This is a genomic window from Pseudogracilibacillus sp. SE30717A (genome assembly GCF_037071985.1).
Classification (GTDB): Bacteria; Bacillota; Bacilli; order Bacillales; family Amphibacillaceae; genus Pseudogracilibacillus.
Map to the genome: position 1 here is coordinate 67663 of NZ_JAXHDF010000008.1, position 18424 is coordinate 86086.

Consider the following 18424-nt stretch of genomic DNA (forward strand, 5'->3'; position numbering starts at 1 on the left):
ATAATATTATTATAGCACAATAAAGCTTTATTCATACAACAAAACTATTGGCATCCTCAGTATAACATTTTATTCAGCTAGGATTTCTGATTCATCTTCAGCCGTCTCTAAAAATTGTTCCCAATCATCATTATTTACCATGTCAAGCTGTGCTTCAATTAACATCTTTAATCTAGTTCGAAAAACTTTTGACTGACGCTGTAATTCTTCCATTTCTACCGCAATTTTTCTAGATTTACCAAGGGATTCATTTATAATCCGATCTGCATTTTTTTCTGCTTCTTTAATAATAAGTTTTGCCTCTTTTCGAGCGTTTGCTTTTAACTCCTCGGCAGTTTCCTGAGCAATCAAAATGGACTTATTTAGTGTATCTTCAATGTTTGTGAAATGTCCTATTTTTTCGTTTAATTCTTCCACTTCTTTTTCTAAGCGTTTCTTCTCACGAATAGTCATTTCATAATCTTTAATAATTTGATCCAGAAATTCATTTACCTCATCTTCACTGTAACCTCTGATGCGTCTCGTAAATTCTTTATTATGTATATCTATTGGAGAAAGCATTAGATCAACACCTCCTGAAATTTGCTAGCATAGTTCACAAACATTCTCTGTTTAACATATTTTTCTATTATAATACATATTAAATGATTCAACATCTTATTTCTATACTTTTTATGCTTTTAATTTTGCAGTTGTTATTTTTATCTTATCTTTTCTTGTTTTTCCATCAATAGTAATGATCTTACTTCGTCCATAGCCACGTACTGAAATTAAATCATTAACAATTACTTGCATAGATGGGTCATCTACATCCGTAAAGTTTACTTTTACTTTGTTACCTTTTATATATTGCACAGCATCTTTCCTAGACATTCTATAAATTTCTTTTACGATTACATCTAATCGTAAAGAAGAAACAGTTTGTCCAGATGTTATCCATTCATCCGTTTTCTCCATAAGTTTTAAAAGATTCTTTTCTTTTAAACGAATACCAACATTATTAATTTGAGTAAGATTCATCATTATATAAGTAGACAGCTCTTTAGCTGCAATAAGTTGAAAATAATCGTCTGCAACAAAAATATCTCCTAATTTCCTACGTTCAATACCTAATGACATAAATGCACCAAGAATATCTCTATGTTTTACTTTATTAAATTTAGGATCAAAACGTCCTTCTAACAAAATTATATTAAACAATTCTTCACTAATTTCTTCATAAAACGGAACAATTAATGCGCGTCCACGCTCGGTATTACCTCCACCAAAAAATGAATATTTCATTGTTTCATTTTTGCTTCCGATTAAACTACTGACAATTTGTTGTTCTCTCGGATCTAAAAAATCGGTTAAATAATGAGAATAAGTCCGTTCCACCTGCTCTTTCCAGGATAATACCTGATCAACAAATGGATGTTCATGCTTTCTAAAATGTTGGTATATACTCACTTTTACTTACCAACCAATCATTCTGTATAATTCAAATACACCAACTCGTGCCAATTGCAATACAAAAATTGCAGCAATTGGAGATATGTCGATCATCCCTATTGGAGGTATTATTTTTCGAAACTGTTCTAAATAAGGCTCACATATTCTACCTAAAAACATCCCAATCTGAGATTCACGAGCCCCTGGAAACCAAGACATTAAAATATAAATAATTAATGCATAACTGTAGATGCTAATTGCACCACTAATTAAACCGACTATTTGTGCCATGTACTTACCATCCCTTTTTCATTTCATCCTCTTCCAATGATACAGTTGATATTGTTCCCGTAACATCTACTGTATCAGGTGTACATAAAAATGTTTCATGCCCTAACTTTTGAATATCTCCTTTAATAGAGTAAACGGTACCACTCAAGAAATCAACTATTCTTTTAGCTTGAGTATGGTCTACTCTTTGTAAATTAATAACAACTGCTCGCCTATTTAATAAATTATCTGCGATTTCTTGAACTTCGTTATACGATTTCGGTTCACATAAAATAACCTTGGAGGTCGGCTGTTGAATAGCAGATAGACTGACTACATTTTTACTTGTCTTTTTTGTAAATTGTTGGTCTTCGGGCTCGTCTACTTCAATTTCTTCAACATATTCATACTCTTCATCCGTATTAAAAAAGTTTTTAAATTTTTCTTTTAAACTCATTAGAAGCAACTCCTCTTAGGTTTTTCATCCTACTAATTTTGAGCCGATTCGAATATGTGTAGCGCCTTCTTCAATTGCGATTTCATAATCATTACTCATCCCCATTGATAAATAATTGCAAGGTGCATTAGAAATTTGTTCACGCATCACTTCATCTCGAATAATAGCCAATCTTCGAAATACACTTCTTATTTCCTGCTCATCATCTACATGCGGTGCCATTGTCATTAAACCGACCACTTTTACTTTTTCATATGGTTGAAGCTCTTTTATAAATGAGAGCACATCTTCCGGCTTTAATCCATGTTTGCTCTCTTCTCCACTAACATTTACCTGTAAGAAGCAATCAACCGGGTCATGAGATCGATTATTAATTTGTTTAGCTATAGATAATCGATCTAATGAATGGATAGCCTTCACTTTTCCAATTACTTCCTTTACTTTCCTTGATTGCAATGTACCTATAAAGTGAAAGTCTGCCTTATCTTGAATCACTTCATATTTATGTAATAATTCTTCCGTACGATTTTCGCCAATATTCGTGATTCCTGCTGCAATTAATTCTTCTGTTCGTTCTATTGTAACATATTTTGTCACGCCAATAACTGTTATTTCATCAACTTGGCGATTTGCTCTTACACAAGCCTGTTCAATTTTCTCTTGAATGGATGCTAAATTCTCTGAAACACTCATTGAAGACATACTCTCCTGTACATATATTATCTAAAATATTAGATTTAAATTATGAAATTCCATCATTGCAGAAATTTCTACCTCTATTTTAGCATAATATAAAAATTCTTCATTAAATCCGTCTAATTTATGCCATTATTTGTCGGAGATCCGTTCTTTTCTTCAGTGATAAGAATAATATCTGTACCAATTGTTACAATTTGATTCCATGCAATTACTTTTTCTTCTGGTTTATTAAAAAAAGATCCTTTCATTTGCCGTTCTATAATTACGAGTGCTGTGATTAAACCGTTTTGTTCATCAATTTCTAAATCATCAATAAACCCTAAACGTTTCCCAGTTTGCATTAAAACAACTTCCTTTTCTTGTAATTCTGATAATGTAACCAAATTAATCACCACCTCATTATATGTATATGATAACGTCTAAAATAATTTTCATAAAAAAAGAAACAGGCCCTTATATCCTGTTTCTTTCTTTTCATAATTCTATATATTATTCAAACATATCTACATTCATTTGTTCAATTGCCGCCTTCTCAAGCCGTGAAACCTGAGCTTGGGATATTCCAATTTCCTCTGCAACCTCCATCTGTGTCTTTCCTTGGAAAAATCGTTTGTTTAAAATAGATTTTTCTCTTTCATTTAATTGGTGCATTCCCTCTTTTAATGATAAGTGATCATCCCATTTATCATCGGATTCAGTATCATCACTTATTTGATCCATAACATATATTGGATCACCACCATCATTATAAATAGGCTCAAATAAAGATACTGGATCCTGAATTGCATCGATTGCGAATACGACATCTTCATGAGGTACACCCATTTCTTTTGCTATCTGAGCCGGAGTCGGTTCCTCCTGAGTTTTACTAATAAGTTTTTCCCTTACTTGTAATGCTTTATAAGCAGTATCACGTAACGATCTTGAAACTCTAATTGGGTTATTATCTCGTAAGTATCTTTTAATTTCTCCAATTATCATTGGAACTGCATATGTTGAAAAACGAACATTATGTTTAAGATCAAAATTGTCGATCGATTTCATAAGCCCAATACATCCAACTTGAAATAGGTCATCTACGTTTTCACCACGATTATTAAATCGTTTAATAACGCTTAACACTAATCTTAAATTTCCATTTACTAGTGTTTCACGAGCTGTAGTAACATCTTCATTTCGCTGAATTTGCTTAAAGAGCTTCCGCATTTCTTCATTCTTTAAGACTGGAAGTTTAGATGTATCCACACCGCATATTTCTACCTTATGTCTTAGCATTCTCTTTACCCTCCCGGTTTGTCATACTGCTCATGGTCAGTATCTCCGGAAGAGGTATTATTTATGCAACACACTTTACCATTTATACTCCTGAAAAACGGACATATTGCTGTCCTGTATAGTAATATCTCTCCACAAACTTTTTTACATCTATACCATTTTCTTGAATTCTTTTTGCAATCTTTTTATAATCTTTTTTTCCAAACGCGAAATATAGGATTGAGAGATCCCTAACATATCTGCAACATCTTTTTGTGTTTTTTCTTCTTTTCCAATAAGACCAAATCTTAATTCCATAATTCTTTTTTCTCTTACATTCAATGTAGATAATGCATTTACTAACAGTTGCTTATCGACCTTTGTTTCTAGACCTTTTGTAATGATATCTTCTTCTGTTCCTAGGACATCAGATAATAATAATTCGTTTCCATCCCAATCTACGTTTAAAGGTTCATCAAAAGAAACCTCTGTTTTAATCCGATTATTTTTCCTTAAGTACATTAATATTTCATTTTCAATACATCGAGAAGCATATGTTGCTAATTTTATTTTCTTATCGGGATCAAACGTATTTACTGCTTTAATTAATCCGATAGAACCAATGCTTATTAAATCTTCAATATTGATTCCTGTGTTTTCAAATTTACGAGCGATATAGACAACGAGGCGTAAATTGTGTTCAATTAGCGTTGCTCTGGCAACTTTATCCCCTGTAGGTAATCGTTCGAGAAGATTCCTCTCCTCCTCCTTTTCTAAAGGAGCAGGAAGAACTGTCTTTCCACCAATATAATATATTTCGTCTTTTTTAATTCCTATTTTAATTAAAAAATTATTCCACCATACTCTTAAACGATATTTCCACACTGCTAATTCTCCTTCTCATATTATTATGCACTTTTTATCGCATGTAAATGAATGATTTGCGGATGCAAAAGACAATGATAATGTTGATCGGCAGTTAAATTCCCTAGCTGAATACCGATTAGAACATTATTTGTTTCAATTATATTTTCTTCATAGAATATAGTTAGTTTGTCCGGTCGTATTGTATATAGAAAATCATTACTTCCTCCCACTCCTTGGAAAGGAACAATGGAAATTCGGCTTTTTACAACACTTGGTATTGTTGAAATGTCGTTATTAACAATGGCGTTTCTCAACATCATCCAATCCTCTTCATTGAAAAATTTTCTTATGAAGGGTTCATCACTAACAACGACAGGTCGATTTGACAATGGATCAACTAAGTGATTGCCGCTATCGATATATCCAATCGTTTGGTGCAATTGATTGTTAAACGAAAGTACACATTTATACATTTGATCGTATTTAATTTTATCTTTAACATGCCTGTCCATGCGATTTTTCGTAAATAACCAAACAATCGGAAAACCGATAATAATGAGAAGCAAGCTCACTTGGTCTCCATATATATTTCTAACATTTAATAAGAAATTAGTTGTTTGACTGCCAGTAATATCTTGGACAAGATAATGTAAACCGAATAAACCACCTCCAACTGTAAAAGAAATGAAATAAAATAAAAATAATTGCTTAAGTGACTGTTGCACCCCTCTATACCCAAACGTACAGATAATAATAAAGATTGAATATAAAGCTTTTCCTAAAAATGAATTAAAAAAAGATTGTGGAAAATAAATAAGGATTGGAACGAGTAAAGTAGCGATAATTGTTCCTAATAGTAAGCGATAGATAGTGAGTTGAACTCTCGCCAAGTATTTCGTTAATAATAAAATCATTACGTTAAAGAGTAAATTGAGGAGTATAATTAGATCTAAATAGATAATCAATTGACTCTGTCCTTCCAGACATTCTCTAACTTCCCTTTTGTAATTAATAGTATAGTAGAGTATATAAAAAAAGGATGTCACATCTTGTACGTAAGGAGGTATTTTTTCCTCCAACTTATAAGAAATTTTGTCAAAAAAACTTGGGGAGTTTGATCAAAGTAGATTAAATATAGGTGTCCAACCTATCATTTAAATGATAATTTTAACCATTACCAGATAAATAAAAAGGTTTCAATTCAATTGTTGTGGTAAAAATGAAAATGATTATCCCTAATTATAGAATCTTTTATTAATCGTAAGAATCCATTCATTTTCTGGGGAAAACTTCAGCAAGAACAGCGCAAAACAATAAAGCCCCCCCGAGAGCGAAAATAACGAAGTTCGACTAAAAACGATTGTAACGGATAATGTTGACATACTCCTTGCCCAGGGTATGGAGGCTAAATTTGTTCTCGAGGAAACCGCTCATTTGGAAAGGAGAGCATAGGGCCATTAGGAAATCATAAATATAGAAGAATATAGAAAGACATTTTACCTTTTCTGTAACTGATCTTACTAATTCTATTATTTGCCGTTAAAATCTTTCGCCGACAAGATAGGACAAAGAATGAAAAAACCAAGCATGATAAACATGCTTGGTTTTACTATTTATTTATTTCGATTACGATTTCTTAAAAATGTTGGTATATCTAAAGTTTCTTCATCATGTTGGTGATAAGCCTCTTCTTGCTTTGGCTCTCTTTCCCTCGGTTCATTTGTACGAGTTGCTGCTGCCTGTTGTTGGTAAGCTGAGGTACGAGCTTGAGCTTGTTTTCTCGGCTGTTGTTTTTTCGTTTCATCAAAGCCTGTAGCTATAACTGTAACAATTACCTCTTCTTTTAAATTTTCATTAATAACATTCCCAAAAATCACATTAACCTCATCATCTGCTGCGGAAGTAACGAGATCGGCCGCTTCCTGTACCTCAAAGAGGCTAAGACTAGGACCACCAGAAATGTTCATTAGAACACCTTGTGCCCCATCGATTGATGTTTCTAATAAAGGAGAAGATATAGCTTTTTTCGCTGCTTCAACAGCACGATTTTCTCCTGTTGCCACACCAATTCCCATCAATGCCGATCCTTTATCATACATAATTGTTTTCACATCGGCGAAATCAACGTTAATAAGTCCAGGTTTTGCGATCAGATCTGAAATTCCTTGCACCCCTTGGCGAAGTACATTGTCTGCTTCTCTAAATGCTTCTAACATTGGTGTGTTTTTATCGACTATTTCTAATAGACGGTCATTTGGAATAACAATTAACGTATCCACAGCTTCTTTTAATGCATCTATGCCTGCTTTTGCTTGTTTCTGCCTTCTTATTCCTTCAAAAGAAAATGGTCGTGTAACAACACCTACTGTTAATGCACCTAAATCTTTAGCGATCTGAGCGATCACAGGTGCAGCACCAGTACCGGTTCCTCCACCTTTTCCAGCAGTTACAAAAATCATATCTGCACCTTGAAGTACTTCTTCAATTTGCTCTCTGCTCTCCTCAGCCGCTTTTTTTCCTACTTCAGGATTTGCTCCGGCTCCAAGACCTCTTGTTAATTTTTCACCAATTTGTAATTTTATTTCTGCTTTTGATAGATTCAATGCTTGGGCATCCGTGTTAACTGCAATAAATTCGACACCTTCTACCCCATGATCGATCATGCGATTGACAGCATTATTTCCACCACCACCAACACCGATAACTTTAATTGTAGCAAGTTGGTCCGTATTCGTATCAAATTCTAACATGGTTAGTCCTCCTATGTAAATCACTAGTTATGGAAGCGATTATTAATTGTTTTTTATCTGTTATATACGTTATTCGAAGAATGATTTAAAGAAATTAGCTACTTTTGATTGCTTTGAATCTTCCTCTACTGACTGCTGTTGGTTCGTAGTTTTCCGATGTGTACTAGACGGCTGTTGGTTAACGATTAATGAAGGATATAAATCCTTCCCTTGAATTTTTGCATTACGATGTGCAAATTGAATCGTCCCTACACCTACAGTATATTGTGGCTCTCTAACCCCAATATAATCTGGTATAGCAATTCTAGCATTTGCTTTAAAGACGTCTTGGGCTAACTCTAGTACTCCTTGCATTTTCACTGTACCACCAGTCAGTACGTAGCCTCCACGTAAATCATGGAACCCCATTCTTCTAATTTCTTTTTCTGAAAGCTCAAAAATTTCTTCAAGTCTTGCTTCAATCATATCAGAAATTTGTAATTGATTGTATACTTCTTTATGATTACTTCCAATTATTGTAGCTTCAAACGTTTCATCCTGTAGTGCAGTATCAAAATAAGCATGTCCATATGTAATTTTTATATTTTCTGCTTCTTCTGTTGTTGTTCGAAGACCAATAGATAAATCTTTTGTTATGTTGTCTCCCCCAAGAGGAATAACGGATGTTGTAACTAGATGGTCATTTTGGAAAATAGAGATCGTTGTACAACCTCCACCGATATCAATTAAAGCAACTCCTAAATTTCTTTCATCTTTTGACAAAGCAATGGAACCGGCAGCGATCGGCTGTAAACAAATGTCTGTAATATTTAAGTTAGCCCTTTCTACGCATTTTAAAATATTATGTAAAACAGTTTTAGAACAAGTTATAATTGTCCCTTCCATTTCCAAGCGGACACCAATCATACCGCGTGGATCTGTAATCTCATCCAAACCATCTACAATAAATTGGCGTGGAATTACATCAATAATTTCTTTCTCTGGAGGAATAGAAATAACTTGGGCACCGTCAATGACTCGAGTAACATCTTCTTCGCCAATTTCACGGTTTTCACTTTGAACCGCCACAACACCGTGACAAGAATGAAGTTCAACATGATTACCGTTAACAGCGACAATCACTCGGTCAATACTCATATCGACCATATGTTCAGCCTGCTCAATGGCATTTTTAATCGAATGAACCGTTTCGTCTATATCAACGATTGCTCCTTTTCTCATCCCTTGAGACTTTGCGGTACCTACACCAATAATATTTAATGAATCTTTTAATACTTCTCCAATGATCACTTTTATTTCCGATGTTCCAATGTCTAAGCTGACTAACACTTCTCCATTACTCAATTAAGGCACCTCCACTATCAACAAATCAATTATTCTATTTTTTCAAAGTAGGCTCCTACACCCATATGTACAATTCCTTTTTCTTTAGGATCAAGTTGTGAAACAATCGATGGATAAGCCGCCATTTTACTTGCAAAATTTCTGATTGTAGCGTCAACCATAAATCCATCATTCATAAATAACATAATTTTATATTTGTTTTTGTCAGTTGGCTCCCAAGAAATCTCTGAAATTAAATCAAAAATATCAGGAGGAAGCTTACTTAATTCTGATACCATCCTTTGCAAATACTGTTCATCGTTAAAATTGTTAAGCAAAGGCCCATCACCTATATTATTCAAATTACTTGTTGTTATTATCATACCATTTTCCAAAACAGGATGAAATTCTAAATCTGATTTAATATAGCCAACTATGTTATATTCTTTGATTTTCAATTGAACCGTCTGTGGCAGCTTTCTCTCCACCTCGACCGTTTCAATTATTGGATGACTTTCCATTGAATCTATAATAGATTGCTTATTCATAACCCAAATATTTGAACTTGTTGTTAAACCACTTAGTTTTACAACATCCTCCTTTTTAATTACATCATTTCCATTTACTTCAATATTTTTGATATAACTTAATGGCGATTGTAAATAAATAATTATGGAGATTAACAAGAAAAAAATAGAAAGATAAAAAAGTAGCCTTCTGTTTGCCTTCTTTTTTCTTGCTTCTTTTAATTTAGGAATACGATCTTCTATGGAAACAATCTTCTTTTTTTCCATTTTATATCTTCCTTTATAAATTTTACATACCTGTTAGGAGTTTTAGATTAGATAAATATAGATAATACATGAATTATATCATATTTCATATCAAAACATATACTAGAGTCACATAATGTAATTAAATTTTAATTTTTCGTATATCTACTAATATTTAATAAAATACCAACTGAACATAATGTTAATGTGAGGGAAGAACCACCATAGCTTAAAAATGGTAATGTTATACCCGTAACAGGGATCAGTCCAATAACAACACTAACATTTATCATCACTTGAATCGTAATCATCGTGATAATACCAAATGCTACAAATCGTCCAAAAGAATCATATGCTCCCAAAGCGACGGAAATGCCTCGCCAACAAAGTAATAAAAATAATAACATGACTATCATTGCACCAATAAAACCAAACTCTTCTCCTATAATAGCAAAAATAAAGTCAGTTTGAGGTTCTGGAAGGTAAAAATACTTCTGTAAACTGTTTCCAAATCCTACACCCATTAATTTCCCAGGCCCAATCGCATATAATGATTGAATAATTTGAAATCCATCTCCTAATGGATCTTCCCATGGATTAAGATAGGCAGTGATTCTACTAATTCGGTAAGGTGCCGATATAATCAATAATGTAAATCCTACCAAACCGAATATTGCCAAATATACAAAATAAGTAATTCTTGAACCCGCGATAAAAATCATTAACACACATGTTCCAACTAAAACTACGCCTGTTCCGAAATCAGGTTGTAACATAATAATCGCAAAAACGATAAAAATAAATGTAATTGGTAAAAAGAAACCTCTGCAAAAAGAGGTAATATGTTTTTGATGTAATGTTAAGTAACTAGCTAAATACAAAATAAGACCAAGTTTCATAAACTCAGAAGGTTGGATACTAAAAGCTCCAATACCAATCCAGCTCTGTGCTCCTCCCCTTACTATTCCAATTCCCGGAATTAAAACGAGTAATAGTAATGCAGAACAAATTAACAAAATTACTTTTACATATTTTTGCCAGAATTGATAAGGAATGAAAGTAACAATAATCATCCCTACAACACCTACACCTGCAAATAAAAGTTGTCTTTTAACGAAGAAAAAAGGATCATTATATTTATATTCGGCCCACACATGTGAAGCGCTATACACCATAATAAGTCCTGTAATTAACAGAATTAAAACAGTCATAAGTAATGTAAGATCCGGTAATCTATTATGGGTTGTAAGTAATTTATACAAGAAAAAACCCCCTAAAGTTAAAATAGGGGGATTGCATACAATCAGATTATTTATGAAGAAATAGAGTTGTCCCCCTATGCTAATATATGCACAGCTTGGATAAACATGTCCCCTCTTTCTTCAAATGTTTTATATTGATCCCAACTAGCACAAGCTGGTGATAATAATATAACATCTCCCTTTTCTGAAATATTGTATGCTACCGAAGCAGCCTCCTTCACATCTTCAACTAAACATATTTGTGAAATTCCAACTTGCTCAGCAAATTGCTCTAGTTTATTGGCTGTTTCTCCGAATAATACCATTGCTTTTACGTTTGTAATAAATGGTGTTAGACTGTCAAACGAATTTCCACGATCTAATCCGCCTGCGAGTAAAATAATTGGTTGAGTAAATGATTCTAAGGCTTTCTGTGTAGCTAAAATATTAGTTGCCTTCGAATCATTATAAAAAAGTCGATCATTAATTTTTTCAACAAATTGCAAGCGATGTTTCACACCACTAAACGTTCGTAAAACATGTTGAATCCCTTCTATTGTTGCACCACTGAGTAAAGCTACACATACCGCAGCCAAGATATTTTCTAGATTATGTTTACCAACTAAGACTACTTGGTCAAGAGAAAGTACAGGCTTTTCTTTAAAATAAATGATCTTGTCCTTTACGTATGCCCCTTCAGGTTGTATTTTACTTACAGAGAAGGGGATTAGCATTGCCTTAGCTTCTTGGACTGCTGCTACTACTGTTTCATCATCGATATTATAGACAAGAAAATCTTCTGATGTTTGATTACGAAAAATATTTTTTTTCGCTTCAATATAATTTTCTACCGAGCCGTGATAATCGATATGAGCTTCATATAGATTCAAGAGCGCAGCAACATGAGGTTTAAAAGATTGTATTCCGAGTAACTGAAACGAAGATAACTCCAATAACAATTTCTCATCATCTTCTAAATCTTGCGCTACCTCAATCGATGCAACACCTATATTCCCTGCTAGCTTGACTTTTTGATTACTATGATCCAGCATTTCGGAGACCAATGTTGTTGTCGTTGTCTTACCGTTTGAACCAGTAATACTAATTATCCTATGTTCTTTAGCAAGCAATGAAGCGAGCTCGACTTCAGTTATGATTGGGATGTTTCTTTCAAGTGCTTCCGCAACAATTATATTATCATAAGGAATTCCTGGATTTTTTACGATCAATTCAATCTCTTCTAAAACAGAAATGGGGTGCGACCCAACTACAACTTCCGCACCCTTATCTCTAAGCATTTGAACGTCATCTGCATCTTCCCGTGTATTATAATCATTTACCCGTACATTTATTTCATTGTGAAGCAGGACATTTGCTGCAGCAGTCCCACTCTTTGCTAATCCTAAAACTAACACATGTTTATATGGAAAATGAGATATTTTTTTCATGTTAATGCCACCTCAATAAAAATTCCAATCGTCGCAAAAATAATTGCAACGAGCCAGAATGTCATTACTACTCTCCATTCTGACCAACCTTTTAATTCATAGTGATGATGTAAGGGACTCATCTTAAAGACCCTCTTACCAGTAGTTTTAAATGAAATTACTTGAATAATCACTGATAAAGTTTCGATCACAAAAACTCCACCAATAATAACTAAGATTATTTCCATTTTCGTTAAAATCGCTACGGCAGCAATAGCACCGCCTAATGCTAATGAACCAGTATCTCCCATAAACACCTTTGCAGGATGCGCATTAAACACTAAAAAGCCGATTAATGCACCAACAACTGCTAGTGAAAAAATCGTAATAATTTCAAAATGTGGATAATGGTAGGAAGCAATTAAAGCAAATGCTCCAAATGCTACTGTTGCTGTACCTGCAAGTAGACCGTCTAACCCATCCGTTAAGTTCACTGCATTTGATGAACCTACTAACATAAAAATGATTAATAATGCATACATCCAACCTAGCTCCCATTGAAGATCAGTTCCGGGAACTTTAACATAAGTCGGAAAATCATTTAATCGTAATGTAATATAAAATATAATAGCGATAATCAATTGCCCTACTAACTTCTGTTTGGAAGTTAATCCTAAATTTCTCTTTAAAGCAACTTTGATAAAGTCATCAAGAAAACCTAGCAGCCCATAGCCAATTAATACAAACAACAATAACCAAAATTCAAAACTGGCTGGGACTTCTATAAATTTATACATGAGAATTAAGGCCGTTAGTGTAATACTTATAACAATCATGACTCCGCCCATTGTCGGTGTCCCCGATTTTTTCATATGTGACTCTGGTCCTTCTTCTCGTATGCTCTGTCCGAACTTTAACCGTCGTAAAAACGGTATAAAAATTGGACAAAGTAGGACGGTAATTAAAAAACTAATCGCTAATGCCATGATCACTACATATAAACTCATTTGAATTCTGCCCCTCCTTTTTAAATTAACCGTCCAATCTATTCCAAAATACTTTCAATTATTTCTTCAAATTTCATTCCTCTTGAAGCTTTAAAGAAAAGTAATGTATCAGCATTTAATTCTTTGCTTAATTCATGAGTTAAATCACTTTTTGTTAAAAAATGCTTACAACGAATAGTAGGATGTTCATTTTTTACAAGAGCCGAAATTTCATTTGCACTCTCTCCAAAAGTATACACAAATTGAATCGACTCATCAATTACATCGGCAACCGTCAAATGTAATGTCTTCGCATGCTCTCCTAATTCTAATATATCTCCTAGAACAAGCCCTTTATGCTTAAAACCGGATAATTGCTTTACTACTTCAATTCCAGCTTTCATTGATGTTGCCGAAGCATTATATGCATCATTGATGATTGTGGCTCCATTTTTCCCTGTCATTTTTTCAAAACGCATCGTGCTCTGATTAAAAGTTTTGAGTCCTTTTTGGATATTTATTTTGTCATAATCTAAATCTCTAGCAACTGTTATAGCAAATGAAGCATTTTTTGCATGATGTGCGCCTAGTAATGGTATTGTAAATTGTTCTCCATTCAAGGAAAAGTCAGTAACGTTATCTTGAACCGAAATATTCGAAATAACAACTGTGTTTGTATCAGCCATTCCACAAGAAATAACGTTAGCTTCCGCTTTAATTGTTTCTAGTAATATTTCATCCCCATCAATTAGTAAAATACCATCTTCCTTTAAACCATGACGAATTTCTAGCTTAGCTTCAGCAATACCTGAGCGTGAGCCTAAATGTTCGATATGTGACTCTCCGATATTCGTAATTATTGCATAATCTGGCATGGCGATATTCGATAGAGTTTTTATCTCACCAAAATCACTCATTCCCATTTCAGTAATTAATATTTCGGTATCTGCCGGCATTTCTAAAATGGTCAATGGTAATCCAATATGATTATTAAAATTCCCAGCAGTAGCATGTGTTTTACGCTTTGTTTGCAAAACAGATTTTATTAAATCTTTCGTAGTAGTTTTACCGTTTGAGCCTGTTATCCCAATTACAATTGGATTTACTTTATTTCTATATGCTTTTGCCAAATGTTGTAAAGCTTCGATCGTATCACCAACTGTGTAAATGACAAAACCCTCAGGTAAATGATTCGGTATTTCTACTTTTTCATCCCATAAAGCTGCAATTGCTCCATTTTCAATAGCTTGTTGTATAAACTTATGTCCGTCAAATGTATTCCCAATAATTGGAACAAATAATGCATTTTCAGTTTTTGTTCTACTATCCGTTATCACTTTTTCAATCGTGAAATTAGTCGATATATTTCCTTTTGTTCTAGGAAAAAGTTCTTGTAAATCGTTTAAAGTAAACACTTAAATAGTTCCCTTCTGTTTTATAGCCTCACTAGCAATAACACGATCATCAAAATCATAACGAACTCCGTTAATTTCTTGATAAGTCTCATGACCTTTACCTGCAATTAGAACAACATCACCCGAATCAGCTAGACTAATTGCATAATTAATTGCTTCTTTTCGATTTTCGATAACTGTATAATTTGTATTCGTTAAATCCTTTGTCATATCGTTTAAAATCGCAGTCGGATCTTCTGTACGAGGGTTATCTGATGTAAAAATAGCTGTATCGCTATATTTTAAAGCAACTTCTGCCATAAGCGGACGTTTGGTACGATCTCGATCTCCCCCTGTGCCAACAACCACATATACTTTTCTTTCCGCAAACTCTTTTATTGTCTGTAAAACATTTTCTAAAGAATCTGGGGTATGTGCATAGTCGACTATAACTGCAAAATTTTGCCCTTCTGTAACTTGTTCAAATCTTCCATCGACCCCTTGAATTTTTTCAAGTGCTGCTTTAATTGTCGATAACGGTATTTTCCGCAACAGAGCTACTGAAGCTGCAGCTAACATATTATAAATATTAAATGCACCGATTAGCTTACTCGTAATGTCAATATTTCCAAACGGAGTTTTTAATGTAAACGAAGTATGTCGCAACTGAATATCAATATTAGTTGCCATAACATCCGACTCATTATCGATTCCATATGTAACTATTGGTTGCGCTGTACTTTGTTTAATTTTCTTACTATGTTTGTCATCAGCATTTAATACTGCATATTTCTCCTGTTTGTATGAGTTGCCTAATCCAGTAAATAATAATGTTTTTGCTCGCAAGTAATCTTCCATATCGTGATGATAATCAAGATGATCCTGACTTAAATTTGTAAAAACAGCAATATCAAAATCTGTCCCATAAACACGTCCAAGATCAAGTGCATGAGACGATACTTCCATCATCCCAATATCTACTTTCTCCTCAACCATTCTATTAAAAGTCTGCTGTAGGTGAAGAGCATCTGGAGTTGTATTTTTCACTTGGTACGAATTATCGCCGATTTTTATTTGTATCGTACCAATAAGAGCTGTTTTTTTACCATGTTCTTTAAATATTTCTTCAAGTAAATAAGTTATCGTTGTTTTTCCATTAGTGCCTGTAATCCCAATTAAAGGGAATTTTTCTGTTGGATAGCTGAAATACTTCGCAGCTAAAAGTGCAAGTGCTCTTGTTGTATCTGGTACAACAATAATTATTGCATGATTAATATCTAGTTCTTCTTCAGTTACAATAACGGTAGCACCTTTTTCGACCGCTTGTTCAGCAAATATGTGCCCGTCAACTGTAAATCCTTTAATACAAATAAAAACATCATTTTGTTTCACTTCTCGATGATCCATTTTAATCCCGTTTATTTTTAGATCGTTTATTTGTTTATTGGATTTATATACTGGTAATGTTGAAAGAAGTTCTTGTAATTGCATTCGTTAATCCCTTCTTCTTATAAAATTTCATAGCGATTTCTATTATAGCAGAAATTAATTATTTTCACGATTTATTTTGTTAGATAAATAGACTCTTATTTTAGTACCTTCATCCACTTTAATTCCTGCTTCTGGTGACTGGTCAATTATGACGTCACCTTCCCCTCTTACTTCAATGGAGAAGTTAGAAAGATCTTGTAAAACGTCTTCTTTTGTTAAACCGATTAAATCTGGAACTGCCCGCTTTGGCTGTTCGGGCCAAACATACTCTTTATCTAAACCATCTTTTCTAATTGGTACATTTAAAGTACGTAAACTGTCACCAATAATTCTTCCAACAATTGGGGCCGCTACAACGCCTCCAAACTGGACCGTATTTTTTGGGTTATCTATGGATACCAGCACTACGATCTGTGGATCATCAGCAGGTGCAAAACCAATAAATGATACAATATGATTATTAGTCATATACCGTCCATCTGGTCCAACTTTCTGTGCGGTACCCGTTTTACCACCCAAACGATACCCATCGACATATGCTGGTCTACCTGTTCCTTGTGCAACTACACTTTCCAGCCCATATCGCATTTGTTTAGAAGTTGACTCCGATATGACTCTTTCTTTTAAAATTGGTTCCACTGATTGAATAACTTCATTCGTAACCGGATCTATCCATTCTTTTGCTATATGGGGTTCATATAAATAACCACCATTTATGGTAGCTGCTACTGCCATCACTTGCTGAATCGGTGTTACGGACACTCCTTGTCCAAATGAAGTTGTCGCCAATTCAACTGGACCAACTTGTTCAGGCTTAAATAGAATTCCAGTCCCTTCGCCTTGTAAATCAATTCCTGTTTTAGATCCAAAACCAAATTTTCGTATGTAATGGAACAATTTTTTCTCTCCAAGTTTAGATCCTATATGCACAAAACCAGGGTTACAGGAGTTTTGAACAACTTCCAACATCGATTGACTTCCATGACCACCTGCTTTCCAACACCTTAACCTTGCCCCTCCGACCATTACATGACCTTTATCATAGAAATGATCGTCCTCAAGATCAATCAGTTGTTCTTCAAGTGCAGCAGCAAGCGTAATAATCTTGAATGTAGAACCTGGTTCAAATGTACTCCAAATAGGCAGATTACGATCAAATATATGTGTATCAACTTCTTTATAATTATCAGGGTAAAAATTAGGTCTAGTTGACATTCCTAAAATACCACCTGTTTTTGGATCGACTGCAATTGCAAGAGCACCATCTGGATTATATTTTAACTCTGCTAAATCAAGTTCTCTTTCCATAATTGTTTGTACATTTAAATTAATTGTAGTTTTTAAATGCAATCCGTCTTTTGGAGACTTATACACATTGGAAGAGTCCTCAATTTGCTTTCCTTTTGCATCTGAATAATATGACAAACTTCCATCTGTACCTTTCAATTGCTCGTCATACTCTAATTCCAAGCCCATTAATCCTTGATTATCTATTCCGGTAAAACCAAGGACATGTGATAAATAATTCCCATATGGATAATGTCTTTTAGAATCTTTCGCTAAATAAACGCCATCAAGGTTAAGTACTTGTAACTTTTCTTCCTGTTCTTCTGAAATTTTTCTTCCTTTTGGATGAATTTCCACACTAGAAGCGTTTTTCGTAACATACTCATATGCTTCTTTTTCAGTTAAATCCAAAATAGTAGATAAATGGTTTGCTGTCGATTGCTTATCACTGATTTGTCTCGGAATTAATATAACCGATGGTGCCGAGATATTTTTTGTTAACTCATTTCCATTTACGTCAAGAATATTTCCTCTGTCTGCTCGAAAAGTAATATCTCTTAGCCATGATTCAGTTGCCTTATCCGTAATGTCTTGTCCAATAACAAATTGAACATAACCTAATCGAATAAGAATAATAACAATAACAACTCCAAATAAGAGGAAAGTAAAAATAATTCTTTTTTTAATTAGAAAAGTAGATACATGCTTCATCATAAACAAATCTCCTTATGTTTATTAGCTTGTATCTACTATATGAATTTTTAATTCAATTAG

The 18424-nt window shown here is 33.8% G+C and carries 18 protein-coding genes; all 18 read right to left on the reverse strand.

The genetic code is table 11. The features are described 5' to 3' along the window. Window positions 1-69: 69 nt before the first annotated feature. The 18 genes from SPD48_RS13465 to SPD48_RS13550 all read right to left on the reverse strand — a co-directional run bounded on the left by SPD48_RS13465 (window position 70) and on the right by SPD48_RS13550 (window position 18361). Window positions 70-561: a DivIVA domain-containing protein gene (locus tag SPD48_RS13465; RefSeq protein ID WP_336258645.1), complete on the reverse strand. Its 492-nt coding sequence runs from the start codon at window positions 559-561 to the stop codon at window positions 70-72. Between the two features lie 111 nt (window positions 562-672). Next, window positions 673-1449, reverse strand: coding sequence for a YlmH family RNA-binding protein (locus SPD48_RS13470; RefSeq protein WP_336258646.1), 777 nt, complete (start codon window positions 1447-1449; stop codon window positions 673-675). 6 nt (window positions 1450-1455) lie between these two features. After that, complete coding sequence (locus tag SPD48_RS13475; protein WP_336258647.1) at window positions 1456-1722, reverse strand: YggT family protein; 267 nt, start codon at window positions 1720-1722, stop codon at window positions 1456-1458. A 4-nt stretch (window positions 1723-1726) separates the two neighbouring features. Further along, the gene (locus SPD48_RS13480) at window positions 1727-2158 is read right to left on the reverse strand and encodes a cell division protein SepF (protein ID WP_336258648.1); all 432 of its coding nucleotides are present in this window, start codon (window positions 2156-2158) and stop codon (window positions 1727-1729) included. A 24-nt stretch (window positions 2159-2182) separates the two neighbouring features. Then, window positions 2183-2851: a YggS family pyridoxal phosphate-dependent enzyme gene (locus SPD48_RS13485; protein ID WP_336258649.1), complete on the reverse strand. Its 669-nt coding sequence runs from the start codon at window positions 2849-2851 to the stop codon at window positions 2183-2185. Between the two features lie 122 nt (window positions 2852-2973). Further along, window positions 2974-3240: a YlmC/YmxH family sporulation protein gene (locus SPD48_RS13490; protein ID WP_336258650.1), complete on the reverse strand. Its 267-nt coding sequence runs from the start codon at window positions 3238-3240 to the stop codon at window positions 2974-2976. A gap of 106 nt (window positions 3241-3346) precedes the next feature. Beyond that, a complete protein-coding gene (sigG, locus tag SPD48_RS13495) occupies window positions 3347-4132 on the reverse strand; it encodes an RNA polymerase sporulation sigma factor SigG (protein ID WP_336258651.1) in 786 nt (261 codons plus the stop codon). Window positions 4133-4282: 150 nt separating this feature from the next. Then, entirely contained in the window at window positions 4283-4996 is a 714-nt protein-coding gene (gene sigE, locus SPD48_RS13500; RefSeq protein WP_336258652.1) for an RNA polymerase sporulation sigma factor SigE, read from the reverse strand. A 23-nt stretch (window positions 4997-5019) separates the two neighbouring features. Further along, complete coding sequence (spoIIGA, locus tag SPD48_RS13505) at window positions 5020-5943, reverse strand: sigma-E processing peptidase SpoIIGA (protein ID WP_336258653.1); 924 nt, start codon at window positions 5941-5943, stop codon at window positions 5020-5022. A gap of 648 nt (window positions 5944-6591) precedes the next feature. Continuing rightward, window positions 6592-7728 (reverse strand): cell division protein FtsZ, encoded by a 1137-nt coding sequence (gene ftsZ / locus SPD48_RS13510; RefSeq protein ID WP_336258654.1) that lies wholly within the window; start codon window positions 7726-7728, stop codon window positions 6592-6594. Window positions 7729-7797: 69 nt separating this feature from the next. Continuing rightward, window positions 7798-9072 carry a cell division protein FtsA gene (gene ftsA, locus SPD48_RS13515; RefSeq protein WP_336258655.1) on the reverse strand — a complete coding sequence of 425 codons (1275 nt, stop codon included), beginning with the start codon at window positions 9070-9072 and terminating at the stop codon, window positions 7798-7800. Window positions 9073-9101: 29 nt separating this feature from the next. Then, window positions 9102-9845 carry a cell division protein FtsQ/DivIB gene (locus SPD48_RS13520; protein WP_336258656.1) on the reverse strand — a complete coding sequence of 248 codons (744 nt, stop codon included), beginning with the start codon at window positions 9843-9845 and terminating at the stop codon, window positions 9102-9104. A gap of 128 nt (window positions 9846-9973) precedes the next feature. Beyond that, window positions 9974-11035, reverse strand: coding sequence for a stage V sporulation protein E (gene spoVE / locus SPD48_RS13525; RefSeq protein ID WP_442962159.1), 1062 nt, complete (start codon window positions 11033-11035; stop codon window positions 9974-9976). A gap of 125 nt (window positions 11036-11160) precedes the next feature. Next, window positions 11161-12513 (reverse strand): UDP-N-acetylmuramoyl-L-alanine--D-glutamate ligase, encoded by a 1353-nt coding sequence (murD, locus tag SPD48_RS13530; protein ID WP_336258658.1) that lies wholly within the window; start codon window positions 12511-12513, stop codon window positions 11161-11163. After that, complete coding sequence (gene mraY / locus SPD48_RS13535) at window positions 12510-13499, reverse strand: phospho-N-acetylmuramoyl-pentapeptide-transferase (RefSeq protein ID WP_336258659.1); 990 nt, start codon at window positions 13497-13499, stop codon at window positions 12510-12512. The genes murD and mraY overlap by 4 nt, the downstream gene beginning before the upstream one ends. A gap of 38 nt (window positions 13500-13537) precedes the next feature. Then, window positions 13538-14893: a UDP-N-acetylmuramoyl-tripeptide--D-alanyl-D-alanine ligase gene (locus tag SPD48_RS13540; RefSeq protein WP_336258660.1), complete on the reverse strand. Its 1356-nt coding sequence runs from the start codon at window positions 14891-14893 to the stop codon at window positions 13538-13540. Next, a complete protein-coding gene (locus SPD48_RS13545) occupies window positions 14894-16363 on the reverse strand; it encodes a UDP-N-acetylmuramoyl-L-alanyl-D-glutamate--2,6-diaminopimelate ligase (RefSeq protein ID WP_336258661.1) in 1470 nt (489 codons plus the stop codon). Window positions 16364-16417: 54 nt separating this feature from the next. Then, window positions 16418-18361 (reverse strand): stage V sporulation protein D, encoded by a 1944-nt coding sequence (locus tag SPD48_RS13550; RefSeq protein ID WP_336258824.1) that lies wholly within the window; start codon window positions 18359-18361, stop codon window positions 16418-16420. Window positions 18362-18424 lie beyond the last annotated feature (63 nt).